The 22,498-nt window shown below is 43.6% G+C and carries 16 protein-coding genes and 1 tRNA gene; 12 read left to right on the top strand and 5 right to left on the bottom strand.

Annotated elements, in window-relative coordinates:
* Positions 1-152: 152 nt before the first annotated feature.
* On the bottom strand, positions 153-1,535 hold the full coding sequence (locus WJM94_RS21495; protein ID WP_444496212.1) for a diguanylate cyclase: 1,383 nt from the start codon (positions 1,533-1,535) through the stop codon (positions 153-155).
* A gap of 131 nt (positions 1,536-1,666) precedes the next feature.
* Between WJM94_RS21495 and WJM94_RS21490 the strand changes: the two genes are divergently transcribed.
* Complete coding sequence (locus tag WJM94_RS21490) at positions 1,667-2,272, top strand: alpha-ketoglutarate-dependent dioxygenase AlkB family protein (protein ID WP_444496211.1); 606 nt, start codon at positions 1,667-1,669, stop codon at positions 2,270-2,272.
* A gap of 69 nt (positions 2,273-2,341) precedes the next feature.
* Positions 2,342-3,436 carry a DUF3541 domain-containing protein gene (locus WJM94_RS21485; RefSeq protein ID WP_444496210.1) on the top strand — a complete coding sequence of 365 codons (1,095 nt, stop codon included), beginning with the start codon at positions 2,342-2,344 and terminating at the stop codon, positions 3,434-3,436.
* A gap of 52 nt (positions 3,437-3,488) precedes the next feature.
* Here WJM94_RS21485 and WJM94_RS21480 read toward each other — a convergent pair whose 3' ends face one another.
* Complete coding sequence (locus tag WJM94_RS21480) at positions 3,489-4,697, bottom strand: NupC/NupG family nucleoside CNT transporter (RefSeq protein ID WP_444496209.1); 1,209 nt, start codon at positions 4,695-4,697, stop codon at positions 3,489-3,491.
* A 557-nt stretch (positions 4,698-5,254) separates the two neighbouring features.
* Here WJM94_RS21480 and WJM94_RS21475 point away from each other — a divergent pair.
* Positions 5,255-5,338: transfer RNA gene (locus WJM94_RS21475), tRNA-Leu, on the top strand.
* A 32-nt stretch (positions 5,339-5,370) separates the two neighbouring features.
* Positions 5,371-5,982: a DUF2913 family protein gene (locus WJM94_RS21470; protein ID WP_444496208.1), complete on the top strand. Its 612-nt coding sequence runs from the start codon at positions 5,371-5,373 to the stop codon at positions 5,980-5,982.
* Between the two features lie 23 nt (positions 5,983-6,005).
* Here WJM94_RS21470 and lhgO read toward each other — a convergent pair whose 3' ends face one another.
* Positions 6,006-7,256 (bottom strand): L-2-hydroxyglutarate oxidase, encoded by a 1,251-nt coding sequence (gene lhgO / locus WJM94_RS21465; protein ID WP_444496207.1) that lies wholly within the window; start codon positions 7,254-7,256, stop codon positions 6,006-6,008.
* A gap of 716 nt (positions 7,257-7,972) precedes the next feature.
* On the opposite strand from lhgO, the gene brnQ reads away from it, so the two are divergent.
* Together brnQ and WJM94_RS21455 are read left to right on the top strand one after the other, a co-directional pair.
* Positions 7,973-9,283, top strand: a complete 1,311-nt coding sequence (brnQ, locus tag WJM94_RS21460; RefSeq protein WP_444496206.1) for a branched-chain amino acid transport system II carrier protein — start codon at positions 7,973-7,975, stop codon at positions 9,281-9,283.
* A gap of 105 nt (positions 9,284-9,388) precedes the next feature.
* The gene (locus WJM94_RS21455) at positions 9,389-10,606 is read left to right on the top strand and encodes a GGDEF domain-containing protein (RefSeq protein ID WP_444496205.1); all 1,218 of its coding nucleotides are present in this window, start codon (positions 9,389-9,391) and stop codon (positions 10,604-10,606) included.
* Between the two features lie 205 nt (positions 10,607-10,811).
* On the opposite strand, the gene WJM94_RS21450 is transcribed toward WJM94_RS21455, so the two are convergent.
* The gene (locus WJM94_RS21450) at positions 10,812-12,845 is read right to left on the bottom strand and encodes a PhoX family protein (protein WP_444496204.1); all 2,034 of its coding nucleotides are present in this window, start codon (positions 12,843-12,845) and stop codon (positions 10,812-10,814) included.
* Positions 12,846-13,145: 300 nt separating this feature from the next.
* Here WJM94_RS21450 and WJM94_RS21445 point away from each other — a divergent pair, with 300 nt between their 5' ends.
* The 3 genes from WJM94_RS21445 (at position 13,146) to WJM94_RS21435 (ending at position 16,501) form a co-directional block, all read left to right on the top strand.
* Positions 13,146-13,484 carry a 50S ribosome-binding protein YggL gene (locus tag WJM94_RS21445; RefSeq protein WP_444496203.1) on the top strand — a complete coding sequence of 113 codons (339 nt, stop codon included), beginning with the start codon at positions 13,146-13,148 and terminating at the stop codon, positions 13,482-13,484.
* 1,614 nt (positions 13,485-15,098) lie between these two features.
* Complete coding sequence (gene rimK / locus WJM94_RS21440; RefSeq protein WP_444496202.1) at positions 15,099-16,004, top strand: 30S ribosomal protein S6--L-glutamate ligase; 906 nt, start codon at positions 15,099-15,101, stop codon at positions 16,002-16,004.
* Between the two features lie 68 nt (positions 16,005-16,072).
* Positions 16,073-16,501: an ATP-dependent zinc protease family protein gene (locus WJM94_RS21435; protein ID WP_444496201.1), complete on the top strand. Its 429-nt coding sequence runs from the start codon at positions 16,073-16,075 to the stop codon at positions 16,499-16,501.
* 36 nt (positions 16,502-16,537) lie between these two features.
* Here WJM94_RS21435 and WJM94_RS21430 read toward each other — a convergent pair whose 3' ends face one another.
* Positions 16,538-17,278, bottom strand: coding sequence for an MBL fold metallo-hydrolase (locus WJM94_RS21430; RefSeq protein ID WP_444496239.1), 741 nt, complete (start codon positions 17,276-17,278; stop codon positions 16,538-16,540).
* Between the two features lie 688 nt (positions 17,279-17,966).
* Between WJM94_RS21430 and speA the strand changes: the two genes are divergently transcribed.
* From speA to emrD, 3 genes are all read left to right on the top strand, one after another.
* Positions 17,967-19,877, top strand: coding sequence for an arginine decarboxylase (gene speA / locus WJM94_RS21425; RefSeq protein WP_444496200.1), 1,911 nt, complete (start codon positions 17,967-17,969; stop codon positions 19,875-19,877).
* A gap of 1 nt (position 19,878) precedes the next feature.
* Complete coding sequence (speB, locus tag WJM94_RS21420; RefSeq protein WP_444496199.1) at positions 19,879-20,799, top strand: agmatinase; 921 nt, start codon at positions 19,879-19,881, stop codon at positions 20,797-20,799.
* 247 nt (positions 20,800-21,046) lie between these two features.
* Complete coding sequence (gene emrD / locus WJM94_RS21415) at positions 21,047-22,252, top strand: multidrug efflux MFS transporter EmrD (protein WP_444496198.1); 1,206 nt, start codon at positions 21,047-21,049, stop codon at positions 22,250-22,252.
* Positions 22,253-22,498: the final 246 nt, after the last annotated feature.

The raw sequence follows: 22,498 nt of genomic DNA, 5'->3' as shown, positions 1-22,498 counted from the left end.
TAGCATGCAAATATGCTATCAACCGCATTGCTACTAATGACTTTCTCAAAAAGAGAATGGCCATGCATTCTCTATTTTCGAACCGATAATATGGCTTTTCTTAACCCAATAATCCTGATTGATGAAACAGATTCATAGGTAAAAAACAAAATCTAGCCGCAACTCATTTGATTTGCGTTTCTGTAGCCATGTTTCTGATCGTACATTCTTTTGTCTGCTATTTTCATCATTTGCTCAGGTGATTCGAAGCTCCGTTCGAACATTGAGTACCCCACACTGACGTTTAAGATGATGGGCTTTTGATCATAGATTACTGGTGAAGAGCATAGTGCCGATCTCACCTTTTGAATTAGCGCCAGTAAACTCTCTTCCGATTTTGGGCTATAAACCATGACTAAGAATTCATCCCCGCCCATACGCGCAACCATATCTGAGCGACGCAGGCTGTTTTTGATACGCAGTGCAGTCGCACACAAAACTTTATCACCTGCATCATGACCAAGAGTGTCATTAATGTATTTAAACCGGTCGAGATCGATATTGATCAAAGCAAAGCCGTAACGCTTGCCATAACGCTTAGCAAGCTCAAATTGCTGTTTATAGGATTGCATAAAGTATCGACGATTTGGCAGGTGAGTGAGTTCATCATGCAATGCCCGCGTATCCGCGATGATATACAAACGATAGATAGCGATGAGCGCGATGCTTAATGCAAACAGTATTGGATAGCCAATCAATCTCACCAAATTGGCTACGTACCAAGGGATCTGGTGTTCCAATGTATCACCCGAGAACACCGCCAAGACCCAGCTACCATAAGGAAAATGGACGGTTTCTTTGGCGTATCTTGTCTTTGATAAGTTCGGCACTCCGAAAAAGATATCGGCAAACTCACCACCACTGTCATATCCACGTATCGTCAACGGATAACGTTGAGAAAAATCGATGACACCTGTTGCTTTAAGCAAACTATCAAAATTGATAATAGCACTGATAACACCCCAGTAATCTTGATTAAATGGGGGGTCACGAAACACAGGGACTCGCACAATTAGTCCTTGTCCACCTTGTACTAAAGAAACGGGACCAGCAATGAATATTTCTTGAATCTCTCTGGCTTTTTGTACCTGAGCCCATTGCTCAGGTATCATCCGATAATCCAGCCCGATTACGCTTTCATTCCCACTGAGAGGAAATACATGACTTACGACGTCGTTTTCAGCGACGCCAATAGAGGTTATGTTTTTACTTTTCTCCAGAATACGATTAGCGGCAAAGCCCAACTTACGTTCATCACTTTCGGGCAATAAGGTAACGAGTGTCCCAAGTGTGCTCGCTTTATAAATGTCGGCCATAAGTTCCGCCTCGAGATTGGAGCGGAGGATAGAAAGTTGTTCTTTGGTTTCAACTTGCAACTGTTCTTGGTTAAGTTCTTGCTGATTGCGATGTAGCAGCTCAATAATACCCACACAGAGCATAAAGAAAGTAAGGAATAATAGGACAAAATAATATTGCTTTTTATGAAACTGGCGCATGTGCTATCCGCTTTCTCGTGTACTACAGTGAGACTTGCTCATATATTGTTAGAGTTCTTATTAAAAGGATACCCAATAGCTATCATAAAGATAACCATTATCTGGAATTTTTATTAATAGAGTAACTAGATATGCAACAGCAAGGTGACTTGTTTGAAAGTCCGTTTTGGCAAGAAGTTAAGCAGGGAAAACTTTACTATAACCCGCACTTTCTCCTCGCCAACGAAGCAGATGATTTTTTTGCTAAGCTCAGAATGACGCTACCATGGCATCAAGAACACATTAACATTTTCGGCAAATCAGTCCCCCAACCTAGGTTGCAAGCCTGGCACGGCGATGCTGTATATACCTACTCTGGCCTGACAATGTCCCCTCATCCTTGGACGCCGGAGCTCTTGTCACTGAAAGAGCGCTGTGAAGCTGTCGCAGAGGTTCCGTTCAATTCGGTATTGGCAAACTTATATAGAGATGGACAGGACTCTATGGGGTGGCATCAAGATAATGAGCCTGAGTTGGGCACAAATCCTGTGATTGCTTCTCTGAATTTAGGAGAAAGTCGCCGATTTATTCTGAGAAATTTACATTGTAAAACCCAGATCGAATACGAACTTTCTCATGGTGCTTTGTTGATCATGGCAGGTGCACTTCAACATCATTGGCGACACTGCGTACCAAAGACTTCAAAGCCCAGAGGCGAGCGTATTAACCTGACTTTTAGACAAATTTTGAACTATTGACCAAGGTTTCACACTTTTTAGTAAACATTGGTGATAGTTTTATGCAGATGTTTTTCATGGAATGAATTTATGCGTATCAAGCCTCTTAGTTTAGCGGTTTTACTTTCTTACTCACTCATTTTCAATGCTCAAGCGTCGCAGGTTGAATCCCCACCTTTGAGCTATTCACAATCTGCGCAATTGGTCCGTGACACTTATGAACGCGAACTCTTCACTCTTCCCCCATTTAAAGAAGGCCATTTTGGTCTTCGAATGTATCGCCAAACCTTAGACCAAAAGTATTTTCCTACGATTTGGACGGATATGGCACAAGTTGCCAGTCGATTAAATCGATTTGCCAATGAGGTTGTCAAACCGGAAGAGATCGCTCTGTACTCGTCGCAACAATTGGCTAAGTACCAAAACAAGGATGATGAACGTGGTCAACTCCGTTATACGGTGACGAAAGATCATCCTGAGTACCTGTATCTTGGCGTCGATTTACTGGGGGCTATGGCAAGGGCTGACGAATACGGCTTGAAACACAAAAACGATGCCGTTCTGAGAGAGATTGTTCGACGTTATGATTTTACTCGCTATGCCACTGACCCTGAGATGATCGAAGCTTGGGCTGCACAACTGGCGAATCAAGTCTATTGGCTGCGACAACTTGGCGAGCAAGATGTCGTTAACGAGTTTATTAAAGCGTTTAAATCAACCTATCCTGATGATAAAGACAGCAAGCTTTCTGCTCAGCAATACTGGAACAAGATTTATGGCATCACACACATTATCTTTGCCGATTCACAGTACTATCAGAAGCAGATCAGCGAAGCCGAGCATCAGTGGATTTACGACTACTTTCGCAACAACATCGATACCATTTTGCTGCGATGTAAAGAGGACGTGATAGCTGAAGTCGGCATTTCTTTCCTTTTAGCCGGACTGGAGCATGATCCTGTCGTTGAAAAGACCCGTAATGCGATACGTACCGCCATAAACGCGGAGCAAGGTATGATCCCATCTGTTGATGGAAACTTTGATCTTAAGCTTGGAGAGCATCGTAATGTGTTAGCCATCATGCTGTTAGATTGGCAAGGTATAAATCGAGGGCCAACCTATAAAGAGCATCCTAAAGCTTTTCAATCCATACCTTACGGTCTGGTACCCAAATCCCAAGAATAATAAAACCCGCCATATTTGGCGGGTTTTCACTTTCTTCGATCTAACGAGAACGTTACAAAGAAATAAAGATACCAGCTAAACAAGCGCTCATCAGGTTGGCCAATGTACCGGCAGCGACGGCTTTCAGACCCATGCTAGCAACATCTTTACGGCGTTCAGGTGCCATAACACCGATCGAGCCAAGTTGAATCGCGATCGAGCCAATGTTAGCAAAACCACACAATGCGAACGTAATAATGACTTGAGTATGCTCAGACAGCATCGCTTTGTGCTGCACAAAGTCAATGAAGGCAACAAATTCATTCATGACGACTTTCTGACCTATATAAGAACCAGCCGCTAGAATTTCATGGCTTGGAACACCAATCAGCCAGGCTAACGGCGAGAACATGTAACCAAAAATAGCTTGTAACGTGATGCCAGAGAAGCCAAAAACTTCACCTAAGTTCTCAAGGCCGGTATTGACCATTGCAATCACGCTGACAAAAGCAATTAACATGGTACCGACTGCTACGGCCACTTTCATACCACCCATTGCGCCGCTTGCCAGCGCGTCGATGACGTTACTCTCTTCGGCTTTGTCTAATTCAATGCTGTTATAGTCACTCAGGTCCTGACGCTCTGGAACGATGATTTTAGCCATCATCAGACTACCCGGAGCCGCCATAAAACTAGCCGCAATCAAATATTTTAGTTCGACACCTAAACCAGCATAACCCCCTAAAACGCTACCTGCGACGGACGCCATGCCACCAGCCATAACTGCAAACAACTCTGAACGTGTCATTTTGGATAAGAATGGGCGGATCAATAATGGCGATTCACCTTGAGACAAAAAGATATTTCCCGTCGCAACAAGAGATTCAGCTTTGCTGGTACCCAAAAACTTCTGAATAGCGCCGCCAATAAATTGAATTACTTTCTGCATAATGCCCAAATAGTAGAGGGCAGAGATAAGAGCACTAAAAAAGATGATAATAGGAAGGACGCGAATAGCGAAAATAAAGCCAGTAGAAGCAAGGTCACCAAACAGGAATCGGATTCCCTCATCGGCGAAACTAAGCAGCCCCGCAACACCGTTACTCAGACTCGCTAATGCTGCCTGCCCCATGGGGAAATAGAGTACTAATGCCGCAAACCCCACTTGCAAAAGCAGTGCGCGTGACACCGTTTTCCAGTTTATTGACGAGCGACTCTCAGAAAGAAAAACAGCACAACCCAGCAGCGCAGCGATACCAAATAAACTAAATAGAATACTCATGGCTCGGCCTACTGAACGTTAATAAGAAGAGAAGAGCCAAAGAACTTGGCTGCAGATTGGAATAACGTATCAAGTGGTGACACACTCACCGATTCTGAACATAGACAGAGCGAATAGTTCGACATCTCATTTTTACCTTATACAAGCAATTGAACTTAGCTGGTCCGGTCCGTGGGGTCATTCACTGCTGGCGTGGTTACCTCTGCCTGCTCCATGTGACGGCTTGTATGGGTAAGGGTCCTGAACAACTAAACCCTAAAGCCCGCTTAAACGGGACGACAGTATAGCCACTAAAAAGAGATATTCATCACATTTATAAACGCAAACGTTCAAGCGGTCATAATTCATTCAAACCAGCCATTTTTCACTCATACCACTAGTAAATTTAAGGGCATTGGAGTAAATAACTTCGATAAACGTTAAAAAGCGGCTAATAAATGTGCAATCAAACTCGAAAGACTAAAAATCAGTAACTTTGCTCTCGCCAACAGATGGAATTTGGTTATACAATTTGGTTCGCTTCTTTCCGAAGCCTCTGTAATACAGAGCATCATGATGCCGAGATGGTGAAATTGGTAGACACGCTAGCATGAGGTGCTAGTGCCTTAGGTGTGAGGGTTCGAGTCCCTCTCTCGGCACCATTATCCTTCTTATTAAATTTCGTTTGAGTGTAATGCAAAGTTCTAAGCAGGCAAGACAATCCGCAGATGCTAACCAACTTCTGAGCGAACTTGCTGTGCATGCTTTACTGCATCTGCACTTCAAAATTCAGGCATCTTCACACCCTCTCCCTTTAAAAGAGCGCAACGATCTGCTCCAAAAGTGGCTCAAGCCCAAACTGAAAAGCAATCGCTACAAGCTGATTAAAAAGCCGTTAAAGTCTTTGACTCAACAGGCGAAAGGGGAAGATGGCAACCTTGAAGTCTTACTCGAACGTTGTGTTAACGCAAATAAGCCAGGTAACCCTCAGCCTCATCTGGACAGTTACCTGCTACTTATAAACGAAATCGAAAAGAAACTAGGCACCACCGTGCTACTCTCTCGTCCAGAAGATGTCGATCTTTCTCATGATCAGCATGGCTGCTTATTGTGCGTGTTATCCGACAACTTAAACCAGCATTTCGACGATAATAACGCCTTAATTGCCCCTATATCGATGCTGTTCCGCGGCCCTATGAGCCAGCGTTCACTGTTTTTAGGCAGTATTTACGCCAACAACACGTTTAATTACGAAGTGCAGTATCAAGATGACCAGTTTGTACGAATTACGCTTGAGCTAGCGTAATTCGAAATCTGACCACTCATTTCTCACCTTCTTGAAGACATTTGGCCTATATCCACTTTAGCCATCACTTTCGCATCGACCTTATCGCAAATGTACTCTCCGATTGGCATCGCTGATGTTGCTGCTGGTGATGGAGCATTGCACACATGCAGGCTTCGGGCTGTTTCAGCAAACAGGAAATCATGCACTAACGTGCCATCAGATAATACAGCCTGTGCGCGAATACCGGCTGGGTGGGGTTTAAGATCTTCAACTCGGATAATTGGACAATATTTATTGACCAGCTTTAAATAGCCTGGTTTCCACCAGGAATTGATGAACTCGTCTAATCCGGTCTTCAAATGCTTTCGTGTGACTTTCCAAAAACCCGGAAAGCGCAGCATTCGCCATGTATCCCGGTAGCTAAAATTCACCTTGCCATAGCCTTCTCGCTTCCACCCTTGCACTGCATTCGGCCCTACCGTCACCGAGCCATCAATCATACGAGTGAGGTGGACACCCAAAAAGGGTAAATCCGGATCAGGAATTGGGTATATCAGGTGATTGACCACGTTATTGTGTTTGCTATCTAAACGATAATATTCGCCGCGATAAGGGATGATCTGAAAATCGGTTTTAATACCCATCATCTTGGTCATGCGGTCAGCCATCAAGCCACTGCAGGTCATCAGCATTTTGCAGTTAAGCTGCATCGACTGACCATCAGATATGCCGGTAAGCTGCACCTCTTCGTCCTTTTCTTCGATTGCAACCACCTGAGTACGCAGACTGACTTGCCCACCGAGCTTTTGGAACTCTTTAGCCATTTGCTCAGTGACTAATCGATAGTCCACAATACTGGTAGCTTTGACATAAATCGCCCCCAATCCCTTCACGTTAGGTTCCGCCAGCTTTAGCTGTGCCTGATCGAGCAGTTCTGCTTCTATTCCATTGATGAGGCAACGCTCGTAGAGGGCATTCATTCGCTCTACTTCTTGCTCATCCGTTGCCACCAATAGTTTGCCGCAGTTCTCGACAGGGATATCGTGCTCAGAGCAGAATTCGATGGTGCTCTCAACACCTCGTTTACAAAAATCGGCTTTCAAACTGCCCGGAGCATAGTAGACACCAGCGTGAATCACGCCACTGTTGTGTCCGGTCTGATGTTTGGCAAAACCAGACTCCTTCTCCACCAGCAATACAGAACTATCAGGATGACGTTTCTGTAATTGCCAAGCTGTAGATACTCCAACGATACCGCCGCCAACGACTATGTAGTCATAGACTGATTTCATACTACCTCTTATAAAACCGTGACTTGAGATTGTTGCCATTTAAAATTGCGACTACTGTAAACAAAGTTGACAGAGAATACCGCGCAGCCTGCCACACGAAACAACATTGGTATATCTCGAAAAGCGCAGAATCCGACTCTGAGAGCAAACAAAAGTCTCATCCTGATCATTAAGTGGATTCCATTTAGGCGGTGTTTCATATGATGTTTCTTTCGCATATGCATCTAAGCAATCACAGAACGGCCCAGTTCAATTGAGAATTTACACATGTACTAGTAGATGAAAACACTAAACATTGAATAATAAACCATCAATTGGGTGTATGTTAATTATTTGGTCAGCGATATATTCCAAAAACAAATCAAAAATCCAGTTCAATAAACCAAGTTGAAAACAAAGATTAACCATATCAACTTATTTTCCACTTCGGGGTTGTATCCATCCCCCCATATTCGTTAATGTACCGGCACGCCAAGGTAAACGTTTTCCTTGGCTTTTTTCACTTTTAAGGATCTATCATGTCAGCGACTATGCAATCATTTGCTTTAAAACGCCAATCAGACGTTGCTGCTCCGATCCTCCTGCTCTCTCTGAAACTTATTTAGAGCTGACAGGCGATACCACACTTTCTGTCAGCTTGAGAAGAAGCTGACGGGTCAATCAATACTTCCCCATTCCTTTCAGTTTCTTCCAAGCGAAACATAAGAGGAATAACAATGTTAAGCGCACGCAATATCGCTGCTTTAGGCTTCATGACTTTCGCCATGTATTTGGGCGCAGGTAATCTTATCTTCCCTCCATTTTTGGGTTACCAGGCAGGTGAAAACTTTCTGAGCGGAATGTCAGGCTTCCTCTTAACAGGGGTTGGATTACCAGCAATGGCGTTAGTGATAGTCGCAATTGTAAATGGCTCAGACAAATTAACCACCGCCCTGCCAAAGCCACTTGCAACGAGCTTTTGGGTAATGGTCTTTATCGTCATCGGTCCTGCATTCGTGATTCCACGTGCGATTACGGTGGCTTACCAATTCAGCTTCGCTCCCATCTTTGGCGATGCGGCTTTGATCCCCTTTACCCTTGTGTTCTGCGCTATCACCATTTTGTTTGCGCTTTACCCTGGCAAGTTGATTGATAACTTGGGGAAAATACTGACTCCCGCTTTGATGGCGATTTTAGTAATCATGTCAGTGACAGCCCTGCTATATCCTGCAGGTGAAATAACTCAAGCAAGTGGAGCATACGTAGGTGGTGCTTTTGCAGAAGGTTTAATTCAGGGATACATGACGATGGACGCGTTAGGATCGATCGGATTTGGCTGGATCATCTTCCGCGCGATTCGCAGTATGGGCGTGGATTGCCCGAAGGCAACGGCAAAATACACCTTAATTGCGGCTTTGATGTATGCAGTGGCGATGGCGTTTGTTTACATTTCGTTGGCGTATATTGGCTCGACAAGCACTTACCTAGGTTCTGACTTCACTAACGGTGGTGACATCCTGACAGCATTTACCTTCAATCACTTTGGTGCATTTGGATCGCTTTTGTTGGGTGCTGTAATGGTACTGGCATGTCTAACCACAGCGATTGGTGTAACCACGGCGGGAAGCGAGTTCTACGACAACACCTTTAGCAAAGTAAATTACAAAGGTTGTGTTGCTACCACAATGGTATTGGCCGGTTTAGTCGCCAACGTAGGACTTGAGCAGTTATTAGCTATCACATTACCTGCAGTAGTCGCACTTCATCCTGTTGCGATTGCATTAATGCTGATGGCCCCCGTACGTAATAAAATGTCTCAAACCATGATCGTTGTTACCACATTCACTGCGCTGATATTTGGTTGTCTCGATGCGCTGCATATTTTAGGAAACATGCCGGAGCTTGTTGATCAATGGATGAGCAGTAACATGCCACTTTACAGTGAGTTCGCAAGCTGGATTGTTCCTAGTGTAACCATGGCCATTCTGGGGCTAGTCTTCTCTAACAAAGCTGAACAAGTAGAAAGCTTGAAGTTGGTAAAAGAATAGCGGTTTAAAATAAGACAACTATTTATTATTACGTTAATATATAAGCGTTTATTTATTGTACAAGGCAAAGGAATTGCCTGTACTTTAGCTCACTGCGGTGCACGTATGGACGATCAATATTTAGATATAAGAACGCTTAACTTTATTATTATTTTATTTTCTTGTATCTACTCTGTCTGTCTCCTTTGCTACCAATACTCTCAGAGTAAAATAAAAGGTTTAAATACCTTCTCAATTTCTCTTTTGTTTCTTGGCTTAGGACCGTTCTTTCTTGGATTACGAGGTATCGGTCCTGATTGGCTCACAATCGTAGTTTCAAATACGTTTATTTTAGTCGGCTTCTTACTTTCGTTATATAGCGTCAGTATTTTCAGAGGCTTTCCCTTAAAACTCGCCCACATCATGGCGTGCTTCATTCCCCTTGTCAGCGGCCTCTTGTATTACTACAGCGTGTACGAACCTTCCATAAAAACTCGTATTATCTGCCACGGAACTTATCTCTCTGTCGTCACTTTGTGTTCTGCAATAGCGATGTTGCGAGGTAAAAATGAGGATCTAAACCTACCAGTAAATATCATGGCGTTTTCTTTCGCCTGCTACAGCGCTTTTATGGTGGGAAGAACAATTTGGACGATGGCTGCACCTGAAACAACCAGTTTTATGCATGCAGGATTAGTTCATCAACTGGCATTTTTGTTTGGTATCTGTCTTATCGTTGCCTTGAGCTTTAGCATGTTATGGCTGATTAACGCTCGTTTGGTCTTGTCTATTAACAATCTGTCCCAAAGAGATGCGTTGACAGGACTCTATAATCGTCGAGCTTTGGAAGAGATCATTCCGAGACTGATTTGCAACGCCATTAAGCAAGGCAACCCCGTCAGTATTATTATGGCCGATATAGACCGATTTAAAGCGATTAATGACCACTACGGGCATACCGCGGGAGATCAGGTTATGGAGAAGGTCGCCAAGATAATTAAAGAGCACTTGCCTGAATCGGCGTGTGCTGTACGAGTGGGTGGTGATGAGTTTATGATGATTCTTTTAGAGAAAGTAGGCCACGCCAAAAGTTTTGCAGAGAATATTAGAACTTCCGTCGAGAACGAAAGTTCGCTTCAATTATTTGACGCCACTCTTACAATGAGTCTTGGGATCAGTGAGTTAGAAAAAGGAGCATCGTTGGAAACTGCCTTGACTCAAGCAGATATAGCGCTATACCACTCGAAACATACTGGACGTAACCAAGTAACACTTTTTAGCCAAGATAACTCCGTATCAGGCAATCTTCACGAGCAGCTTCGAGACGCATATCCTGCCCCTTGAGTTTATTAAAGTACAAAGCAACAGACGATTAAATTCCCTGCTAATGTGCTTTTGGACGATAACATTGCCGCAAGCCAATTATCGTGCCCTGATCTCAATATACCTCGTTTACAAACAAGTCTTCTTTTTCTTAATACATATCAACTAATTACAAAAAGCCCTGCAATCTGCAGGGCTTGTTTTCTACTTTGATAATCGACTGAGATTACACAGCAATTTCACCACCGTCTTCACGGCGAATCACTACCGTCGAAGCACGAGGACGAACCGTTATACCTGCAGGGGTTTCTTCTGCTGCATCATCGCTATAAGGCCAGTTACCTGGGTGCTGGATATTTACAAACAGGGACTTGTAGTCCGGGCTGATAGTAAAGCCAGTTACTTCACAACCGTTTGGACCAACAAAGAAACGTTTAAGCTCTGCTTGGTTATCTGCCCCAATTGTCACTTGATCGCCATTTTCATCAGTCAGTTTTGATGGTACAACCGCCAGCATTTGGTCATTAGTGTATGAAGTTACTTCATCCGCACCGTTATCAGTTTGAATCCAAAGGATACCACGACCATCGAATGACAAGCCGTCTGGGCTCGCAAACTGGTTCAATTCCGTTAGGCTTGAACGGTTTGTGTCCGCATCACCATTTGCTGGTGAACCAAACACAAAGATGTCCCAAGTAAATTCTGTGGCTGATTCACCTTCATCCCAACGGATCACGTGACCAAACTTATTATTTAAACGTGGGTTTGCTGCGTTTGCTTCATCACGTCGAGTGTTGTTGGTTAGTGTCAAATAAACAGAACCCGTAAATGGATCGACTGTACACCATTCAGGGCGATCCATTGGCGTCGCACCAACAAGGTCAGCTGCACCTGCAGTGTTCAAAATAATTTCAGCAAGAGAATCAAAATGATCTGCCAATGTACCACCAGAGGTAGTCGTGCTATCTAGCGTTAATGGTAGCCACGTACCAGTGCTGTCTTCATTGAAAAGAGCAACATAAAGTGTGCCTTCATCCATGTACTTATCACCCGTAGCAAGGCGATTAGCAGGGTTTGCATCAGCTGGTTCCCAAGCCGCTGCTGATTCAAACTTGTAAAGATATTCAAAGCGAGAATCGTGACCAGAGTAAAATACAACTGGCTTACCTTCTTCTAGATTAGCGAATGTACATCCTTCATGACGGAAACGACCTAGCGCCGTACGCTTTTTAGCACGCGAGTTTTGCGTGTATGGGTCAATTTCAACAATGTAGCCGTGGCCATTCGCTTCGTTACGGTAATCATCAGCTGAGCTAGCGCCTGTTGGAGCTAAGTTAAATCGAGCAAATTCATCTAAACGCTCTTGTGAATCACCTGCCAGTGTTTCCCATAGGTAGCGAGTGCTTGCAGATTCAATACCAATACGATCTTGATCTTCTGTACGCTCGCCTGCATTCACAAAATAACCCGGCCAGTTTTCTTCGCACGTTAAGTAAGTGCCCCAAGGAGTATAGCCATTACCACAGTTATTCAGTGTACCGCGTGCCTGACTGCCGTCCGGCGAGAAACGTGTCACCGCTAGTTCTGTATGTGCAAGCGGGCCAGATAAATCCATCACTGTCGCACCAGTGTAACGACGGTTTAATGGATCGGTATCAACCAGTTTCCACACGTTGTCTTCTAGCTGGATGCGAACAACAGATACGCCGTGCGCGTTGATCTCTTTACGCACTTCGTCAACGATAGTGCGAACATTATTTTCAACTGTTGGACCATTTGGATGCAGAGCATTTTCATCAATGTATTCATGGTTGATACATAGCAGGCCATCTGTTGTGTTGTCATTCAGAGGGAAGAAGTGCATGCCGTCATGGTGCATACCCAGAGCATTAAGCTGGTCTGTACTGGTGTTTGAGCCGTCACTTTCCCAAGCGTTGCCTTGTGCATTTAACGGAGTACCCCAAGGAACCAACACTTGAGCAGTGTAACCTGATGGAATAGAGACAGCATCAGTTAACGAACCAGGGATCGATTCAAAATTCAGCACTGCTTTTGATACACCAGACGCGCTGCTGACCGAATTACCTGAGCTAGACGAGTTACACCCAGCCAATCCAAAAGCACCAAACGCAGTCATAGCACTGATGCCCAGGCCGCCTTTGAGAATACTGCGGCGAGATAAACTCGCTTCTAGTACTTCTTCAAATGGTTTGTTATTGCTGCGGTTATAACGCGTTGCGTCGAAGGTTTCCTTACTCATGGTTTCACTTTCCCGATGTCAGATTTGATTTTAAATTGGAATTCTATAAGTAGTTGAGCGTGAGGAAGTTTGGAGAAAAAACATGACAGAAATAATTAAGAAACATGAAGGTTATATTTCTTAATTATTACCCAGCTAAATCAATAAACAGCCGGTTTAACCTAATATGAATGAAAAAAGCACTAAGCACTGTTTGGTCAGGAAACCTACAAATACGCCAATTTATTAGAATTTTACTTGGGATATAACCTCATTAAAGGTATAAAGCGTGCGTAATAAGATCATCTGCGAGAGATAGTTATGAAATTAGATAAAATCGATAACAAAAGCCGTCGTATCCGTAAGAAACTGTTTCTGGGAGAGTTCGCTATCCTAGGTTTCGAAATTAGCTGCGAAACAGACATCAACGACTTCGACCGCTATGATGCATTCGTTGATGACTTTGTCGACTACATTGATGGTTTAGGTCTGTGCTTTGGTGGTGGTGGCCTTGAGCTGTTTGAAGGCTTCCTATGCGCGACTGAACGTTACGGTAACGCTACTGAAGAGCAAAAAGTACAAGTTTTAGCTTGGTTAGAAGCTCGCTCAGAAGTAAAGCGTGCTCAAACGGGCGAATTAGTCGACGCAAATTACCTGTAAAGACATAGTAAAACTGAATTGAGCGCAAACATTTAAAGCTAGTCTTCGGACTGGCTTTTTTATGGCGTATAGATAGGAAAAATTTACGGTAGGTTATTATGGAACTGGCAATTGAAAGGAATTCTATTTCCCTCTGCCAGCCCAATGACGTCGAATGTACTTAACTATGCTCTTTTAGCTGTCGCTTCTTTTGTGTCTTTCCAATATTGAATACGAACACGATGTAACTGAGCTCTTCTCATTTTTTTCATAGCAATCTCCCTCATTTATATAAATAACGCTCTTCATGAGCTTAATGTCTAAGGTGCGTTAATCCCTTGAATTTATATGGGAATAAGGCACTTAACCGTGACAAATTTCACAATATAATGAAAAATATTGTTGCGTTGCAGCTGTTAGCCACTTACTAAATTGAACGTGATTTTTCTTCTCACACGATCAAATTACTCACCTGATATGACAAAAAAATGGCAAACAAGTTCCGTTTTCTATCTGTCACCAAATCTTAATAAAACTTAGATCTTAACAAGACTTCACGAGGTGGTTATTAATCAATTACCACATCATCGACACAAAAGTCTAGTCCTTGATAATCACATCACCTCATGAATATTCAGTTGTCCTACTTTAATCACTTTTTCAGTTAGTCGCTCAACGAGGCTCCAAGCGTAACTATAAATACCAAACACATTGTTATATAGGCTGAATTGTGATCTGGAGCAAACCTGAAAACTTCATTAAAACGAGCAAAGTTAGGATATAAGCCCGCCTCTTTGTGCGAGATCTCTCACACAGCATGTAAGCCTATAGACAATTCAACTCTGAGACCAAAGCCTTAAAATAACATAACATGTTGTATTTAAATGATAATCAAATAAACACTGCAATCGATTTCAAAAAAAAATTCAAATAGCTAATTGAGTCAGATCCGCAAAACATCAATACTGAGTGTGTCGACAGGATGTTGGCAGGAACAGGAAAAAGCCTAATGGATTAGGTATCTTCAGGATGAAGATTTGATGGCTTAGGATGAGTTGTCAGCAAGGATGTAGTTAAGACTCTAGGATAGAGTTCGCCCGTCAGGACGATAGGCAAGAATGGACACCGCTAGGAAGGCGATGAACAGGGAACTCGGTTAAAGGACTTAACCACAATCAAGGATAGATGCAGGGAGCACCTATTAGTAGCTGGATTGCTGCGAAAGAGAATAAGCCCCGTCTGGAGATCCAGGCGGGGTTTTATTTTATCTCCGACTTACCGTTATTCATCGTCGCTTATACTCATTCTTCAATTGGTGCAGATTCCACTGGATATCTTTACGAGTAAGCTCAAATTAAGTGCATTTTCTCTGATTGATGTTCTTTAATTATTTAACGGTCACACTTTGTAAAGAGTCATAGTTCGATAAATAAATTTTATCGTTACGATGAGTTTTTTTCGTTTTAATCTGATGGCGAAAAAACCTAAGGTGCACACCCTTGACGACGTGGTTGTCCAACCACAATTCTAACTCGTTGAAGTATGTAGCTTATGTCATATCAATAACATCAACCTGCTACATTCTATACTCTATACTTATATTTTATTTTGGTACTGACTTACAAAGGAACAGCCATGCGTATTGCTATTCTCTCTCGTAATGAGAATTTATATTCAACCATGCGCCTAAAGCAAGCTGGTGAAGAGCGTGGACATCAAATCGATGTTATCGACACTCTGCACTGCTACATGGATATTACGAGTAACAACCCCAAGATCCGTTACATGGGGAAAGAATTGCCACAGTACGACGCGGTTATTCCACGTATCGGTGCATCAATCACTTTCTACGGTACCGCCGTTGTGCGCCAGTTTGAAATGATGGGTACATTTTGTGTCAACGAATCTGTAGCGATCAGCCGTTCTCGTGACAAGTTGCGTTCATTGCAGCTTTTATCACGTAAAGGTATTGGCTTGCCTCGTACTGGCTTTGCACACCATCCTGACAATATCCAGGACGTAATCAAGAACGTCGGCGGTGCTCCTTTGGTGATCAAGCTTTTAGAAGGCACACAAGGTATTGGTGTTGTACTTGCTGAAACAAACAAAGCGGCAGAAAGTGTAATTGAAGCGTTCATGGGCTTAAAAGCGAACATCATGGTTCAAGAGTTCATTGAAGAAGCGAAAGGTGCCGATATTCGATGCTTTGTTGTGGGCAACAAAGTCATCGCAGCAATGAAACGTCAGGCGAAAGAAGGCGAGTTCCGCTCTAACCTTCACCGTGGTGGCTCGGCACAACTAGTAAGATTGAGCAAAGAAGAACGCGCAACCGCAATCAATGCAGCAAAAGTGATGGGGTTAAACCTATGTGGTGTGGATATTCTTCAATCTAAAAACGGTCCTGTTGTGATGGAAGTTAACTCATCTCCAGGCCTTGAAGGTATCGAACTTGCAACACATAAAAACATTGCAGGTATGATCTTCGACTTTATTGAGAAGAACGCAAAACCAAATTCGAACCGTACTCGAGGTAGAGGTTAATTACTCTGTCCAAACAAGCACCAGGGAGCAATGTGTCTCTCTGTGCTACTCGTCGCTAGGATGACACTATGAATCAGAAAATGATCATTGGGAATGCCGAAGCTATTTGCTTGCCAGAGTTAGGGATAGCTCACCTTGAAGCGCGCATTGATACAGGCGCACAAACGTCTTCTATACATGTAGATAATCTCGAGTGTTTTGAGAAAGATGGACGCTCATATGTAGAGTTTGATCTACACCCTGATGTTTATCACTTGGAACAAGTGGTTCGTTGTACTGCACGGCTAAAAGCGAACCGTAAAGTAAAATCATCGAATGGTACGTTCGAACATCGCTGTGTAATCACAACGATGCTACGCTTAGGTGATAAGCAATGGCCAATCGATATTACGTTAACAAATCGTGAGAGTATGACTTACATGATGTTGCTAGGTCGTCAGGCGATGAAAGATAAAGTCTTGGTAGATCCAAGCCAATCTCACTTATTGGCCCCATAAATCCCACAATTTCAGACGAGTGACTTCCATTTTTTGTCACTCGCCTGTTTTCTGCTTTTTCCTCAATAGCGTTTTAAATATTCCCTTCGCTTTTATTTTGGTCACTCGCCAATGTGTATGCGGCTTAGTTGGTGCCGTATCAAGAATGTGCTGATAAGCTTTTTCATCCAGTATCACTTCCCCTCCATGCGCTAGCAACAGGCATTTCGGCTGCAGTTCAAAAACCCGTTTGACGGAACGGCGGTATTGATTCGGATGAAATATAGGAAACGGTGCAATGAGATGTTTTTTCACCTTTACTATCAGATCAGCGACATACAGCACACTTTGCTCAGAGTGATACACCGATAAATCTCTGTCGGTATGACCTAACGTTTCCAGTACTTTCCAATCTTCAAACCCGGGAATACTTTCACCATCCACCAGCTCAATGTCTGGCCGTAATTTACGTGAGTACCACAGATTACGTTTTGGTTTGCGCATGCGGTTTGCCATCCATCGTGCCAGTACCAGATCGGTTAAATGCATCAACCAACCATCGACACCACCATACCATTGAACATCACGTCTGGCCGCTAGCACTTTGCATCCCGTGATAGTTCTGAGTTTATGCGCCGCTCCTGCATGATCAGGATGCATGTGCGTTACCACCACCAACTTCAGATCGGTAAATGACCGCTGGAGCTGATGCTCAATAAAGTCCTTAAGATGAGGAATATCAGCCCGACTCGCACCATCAAGCAACATGAGCTTATCGTTATACTCAGCGAGATACATCGTTTGTATATATCCCTGAATTCTGTGAAGTTGCAAAACATATCCTTATGTTGGAGTGACCGCATCTTTGCAGGTCAGATCGACTATAACAGCAGAATAGAATGATTGTTAAATATTTGTAACTTGATTTGATATTCTAATAGTGTTTGATTGAAACCGTTAATTGAAGTTTAGGAGCCCTAAAAGTTCTGCCTTCGTGAACGGGTCATCAATTCGATTTGAGTGTCAATTATTTCGAAAATAATCCGCCCTTTTCGGCATGATTATCCCTGAGCTAACACCACTCACAGCGTCCTGAATACTGAGTTTTTAAGACATTTGGGTAAAATTTTTTACACCGCAGTTCGACAACAAAGCATAATCGAAAAGATAGATTTTAATCATTAGACTCTAGGCAACTTTTGTCCGTTAATGCGCGCACACGGAGTTCGTGTCAGGGTATGAGGTGATACCAATCGTAGCAAATAATTGGTCATTCTAGCTGGTTAAAATGTTCGACAACTGCGTTACAATTTTTGACTGTAGAGTAACTACTTATCAAAAAATTGTGCCTTGTTCTCAAGCATTTTTCCTGCGCTATTTCTGATCACTTATTCACTGTGATTGGTATTAATGCCTCATGAATTGCTTTTTGGTACTTTTCCTTCTAATTAATTAAAGGTTTAAGTACATTTTTGTGAGAATTGAGTTGGAAAAAGCAACTAAACTAGACCGCATTCGCGCGGACTACAACGTTCACTACTGGAGCCAAGGCTTCTACGGTATTGATGACCAAGGCGAGGTATACGTATCTCCTCGTAGTGATCGTGCACATCAAATCCCTTTCAGTGCCATTGTCAATGAGCTAGAAGCGAAACAGCTGAACTTGCCTGTACTCGTTCGCTTCCCACAGATCGTGCATCAACGTGTGCATGGGCTTTGTGACGCTTTCAACCAAGCTATTGACGATTATCAGTATCCAAACAAATACTTGTTGGTGTACCCGATTAAGGTAAACCAGCAACGTGAAGTGGTTGATGAAATACTCGCCAGCCAAGCAGAGCTTGAAACTAAGCAACTGGGTCTTGAAGCAGGTAGTAAACCAGAACTGTTGGCGGTACTGGCTCTGGCTCAGCAAGCTAGCTCCGTGATCGTATGTAATGGCTATAAAGACCGCGAGTATGTGCGTCTTGCCCTGATTGGCGAAAAACTGGGTCATAAAGTTTTCATCGTACTAGAAAAGCTATCTGAGCTTGATCTGGTACTTGAAGAAGCCAAAAGCCTTGGGGTAAAACCTCGCCTAGGCTTACGTATCCGCCTTGCATCCCAAGGCGCAGGCAAATGGCAGTCAAGTGGTGGTGATAAATCTAAATTTGGTCTATCTGCATCACAAGTATTGAGCGTGATTAATCGCCTTAAGAGCAACGGCAACCTAGAAGCGTTACAATTAGTGCACTTCCACCTTGGCTCACAAATGGCGAACATCCGCGACGTGCGTAACGGCGTAAATGAGTCGGCACGTTTCTATTGTGAGTTACGTGCAATGGGCGCAAACATCGAATATTTCGATGTGGGTGGCGGTTTAGCCGTGGATTATGACGGGACTCGTAGTCAATCTTCAAACTCAATGAACTATGGCCTGGCGGAATACGCGCGAAATATCGTGAACACCGTAGGCGACGTGTGCCAACAATATGAACAGCCAATGCCAGTCATTATTTCTGAGTCTGGTCGTTCTTTAACAGCTCACCACGCCGTGTTGGTATCTAATGTAATTGGTACAGAAGCATATCAACCTGAAGAAGTATTCGAACCGGCTGAAGAAGCACCCCTGCTGCTACAAAACATGTGGCGAAATTGGGAAAACTTGCAAAACGGTACCGATGCACGAGCACTGATTGAGATTTACAACGATACCCAAAGCGATTTGGCAGAAGCGCACTCAAACTTTGCGGCTGGCGTAATTAACCTTGAGCAGCGTGCATGGGCAGAACAACTTTCATTGCGCATCTACTTCGAATTAAGTCGTAAGATGAGCACGAAGAACCGCTTCCACCGTCCAATTCTGGATGAGTTAAGCGAACGCCTTGCGGACAAATTCTTTGTGAACTTCTCACTCTTCCAATCTTTGCCAGATGCGTGGGGGATTGATCAGGTGTTCCCTGTTCTGCCTCTTTCTGGTCTGGGAGATGCCGAAGAACGTCGTGCAGTGATGTTGGACATCACTTGTGACTCAGATGGTGCAATTGATCTTTACGTTGATGGTCAAGGTATAGAAAGTACGCTACCTGTTCCTGCATGGAGCAAAGACAAGCCATACCTACTTGGTTTCTTCTTAGTTGGTGCATATCAAGAAATTCTTGGTGACATGCACAATTTATTTGGCGACACCCATAGCGTAGTCGTCAATGTGGAAGAAAATGGTGAGTTTGAAATCAGCTACATCAACGAAGGTGATAGCGTAGAAGACATGATGCGTTACGTTCACATTGACGTTGATGCTATTCGTGAGAATTACAAACAACTGGTTTCAGAGCGTGTTGAAGCCAGTGAACAAACACAAATCCTTGCTGAACTGGAACAAGGTTTAGTGGGATACACCTATTTAGAGGACTTCTAACATGAATGATTTGTTTACTAAAACTGATTATTCGCTTTACTCCAACTCAATGTCGTTTCTGCGTCTGCCGTATATCAGAAATCCGGTAACAGCAGAGGCAGACGTCGTAGTACTGGGCGTTCCTCTTGACATGGCAACGTCTGGTCGCTCAGGCGCACGTATGGGGCCTGACGCAATCCGTCGTGCCTCTGTAAACTTGGCTTGGGAAGGTAAGAAATTCCCTTGGGACTTCAACGTATTTGATAAGTTGAAAGTCATCGACGCCGGCGATTTGGTTTTCGATTGCGGAGATGCGGAAGATTTTACTTACCGTTTGGAAGCGGCGACAAGTGAGATCCTAAAAAGCGAGAAAATGATGCTCGGTTTAGGTGGTGATCACTTTATCACCTTACCTATCCTTCGTGCATACGCGAAACACTATGGTCAAATGGCTCTGATTCACTTCGATGCTCATACAGACACTTACGCGAATGGTAGTTCATACGACCACGGTACAATGTTCTATCATGCGCCTAAAGAAGGTTTGATCTCAGCGAAAAACTCAGTGCAAATTGGTATTCGTACTGAATACAAAAAGCAAGATCATGGCTTTAACGTGATTAATGCTATGCAGGCTAATGACATGTCTGTAAACGAGATTCTGGATGAAATCCGCCGCACCGTGGCAGATAAACCAGTATACGTTACGTTTGACATTGACTGTCTTGATCCAGCGTTCGCACCGGGCACGGGTACCCCAGTTTGTGGCGGTCTTAACACCGACAAAGTACTTAAGATCATTCGCGGATTGGCAGGTATGAATATCGTCGGCATGGACGTGGTTGAGGTTTCTCCACCTTATGACCAAAGTGATGTCACTGCGCTAGCAGGTGCTACCATCGCTCTTGAATTGCTCTACGCCTACGCCTCTGGGCGCGAGTAATCACTACCTTGTAAAGGGAGCTCAGGCTCCCTTTTTTATTCTTCCTATTCCCCCCTATAAAATGGATTAGTTTTTCTAATCCAAATCATAGAATTTAATCTTGCTTTACGTCACAGTTTTAGATTGCCAATCATACACTCGCACACTAATATCTCGCCTCATAAACCCCTATATACAACAAGTATGTTAGCACTCTACATTGAGCGCTAAGGCTTTGTGCACCTTAAATTTTTGGAGATTTACGCAAATGTCGGCTTCGTTTTCATTAGCGAAACTTACCTTTCTAATCGCAATATTGACAGCCGTAGGTCAAATGACCCAAACAATGTACGTGCCTTCAATTGGTCATATGGCGAGTGATTTTTTGGTTTCTGCTTCTTCACTTCAAGCTGTCATGGCATGCTACCTGATTCCTTATGGCTTATCGCAATTCGTATATGGCCCACTGTCAGATCGTCTGGGTCGTAAACCTATTATCATCTCTGGCCTGCTCATATACATTGTAGGTACTTTGGTGGCTCTGTTTGCGCACCAGTTTGAGTGGTTCTTGGTGGGCAGCTTTATTCAGGGCTTAGGGATCGGCTGTGGTGGGGCGATGGCTCGCACATTAACTCGCGATTGCTTTGATGGGGCAGAATTACATCGTGCAAACAGCTTGATCAGCATGTGTATACTGTTCTCACCATTGATGGCTCCGTTGTTAGGTGGTTTCTTGACAGAAGCCTTAGGCTGGCGCTCTAGCTACCTGTTCCTTGCACTATTCGGTATTGCCGTTGTTATTACGATGATGACGAGCATGGTGGAAACACTACCGACAGAAAAAAGAAAATATGAGTCTGTTACCAAAAGCTATAAATACGTTTTATCCGACAAACGCTTCCAAGGATATTTAATTTGCCTTGTGGCGACTTTCGCAGGCGTCGGGGTATTTGAGGCAGCTGCGGGCGTACTGTTAGGTGGTGTGTTAGGCTTACCAGCCACCACTGTAAGTCTGCTGTTTATTATTCCAATTCCGGGATACTTAGTCGGCGCAGGATTATCCAGCTATATAGCGCAGCGTCGCTCAATGCGCCGAGCCCTTAATGTCGGTCTGGTATCGATTTTTATCGGCTCTGCAATGGTATTAATTCCGGGGCTATTTGGCCTAACAACCGCATTGACTCTCATCGGTGGTGCAACCATTTACTTCCTGGGGGCTGGCATATTATTTCCCGCAGCCACAACAGGCGCAATTGCTCCATTCCCAAACCATGCTGGTACCGCTGGAGCTTCGCTGGGTGGTATGCAAAATTTAGGCGCTGGTATTGCTACCTTACTTGCATCGCTATTTCCAGCTCATAACCAAATGCCTTTAGGTATTTTAATGCTGGCGATGTCGGTCATTGCGATGCTCGGCTTACGCTGGATTAATCGCACGCCCGATCATTCCAACCAAGTGCCGCAGGTCGTATAATCCGCTCATCACAACAGTTAAACAGTTAAACAGTTAAACAGTTAAACAGTTAAACAGTTAAACAGTTAGTAGGGACATACTTTAAAGTATGTCCCTTTTTTATTTATTCATTGCATCCACAAAGCGCATCCTACTTCTGTCTCATATTCAAAAAGACTGTTTGCTTTGTATAACAACTGCTTACACAATTAAGTTTCATATTGATCATAGGAAGATTAATAGAATCCGTGTCACACCAGAAAGCAC

It is taken from the genome of Vibrio sp. YIC-376, assembly GCF_052353105.1.
Lineage (GTDB): Bacteria > Pseudomonadota > Gammaproteobacteria > Enterobacterales > Vibrionaceae > Vibrio.
Note: the sequence above shows the minus strand (reverse complement) of the source record. Positions and strands in the feature narration are given on the sequence as shown.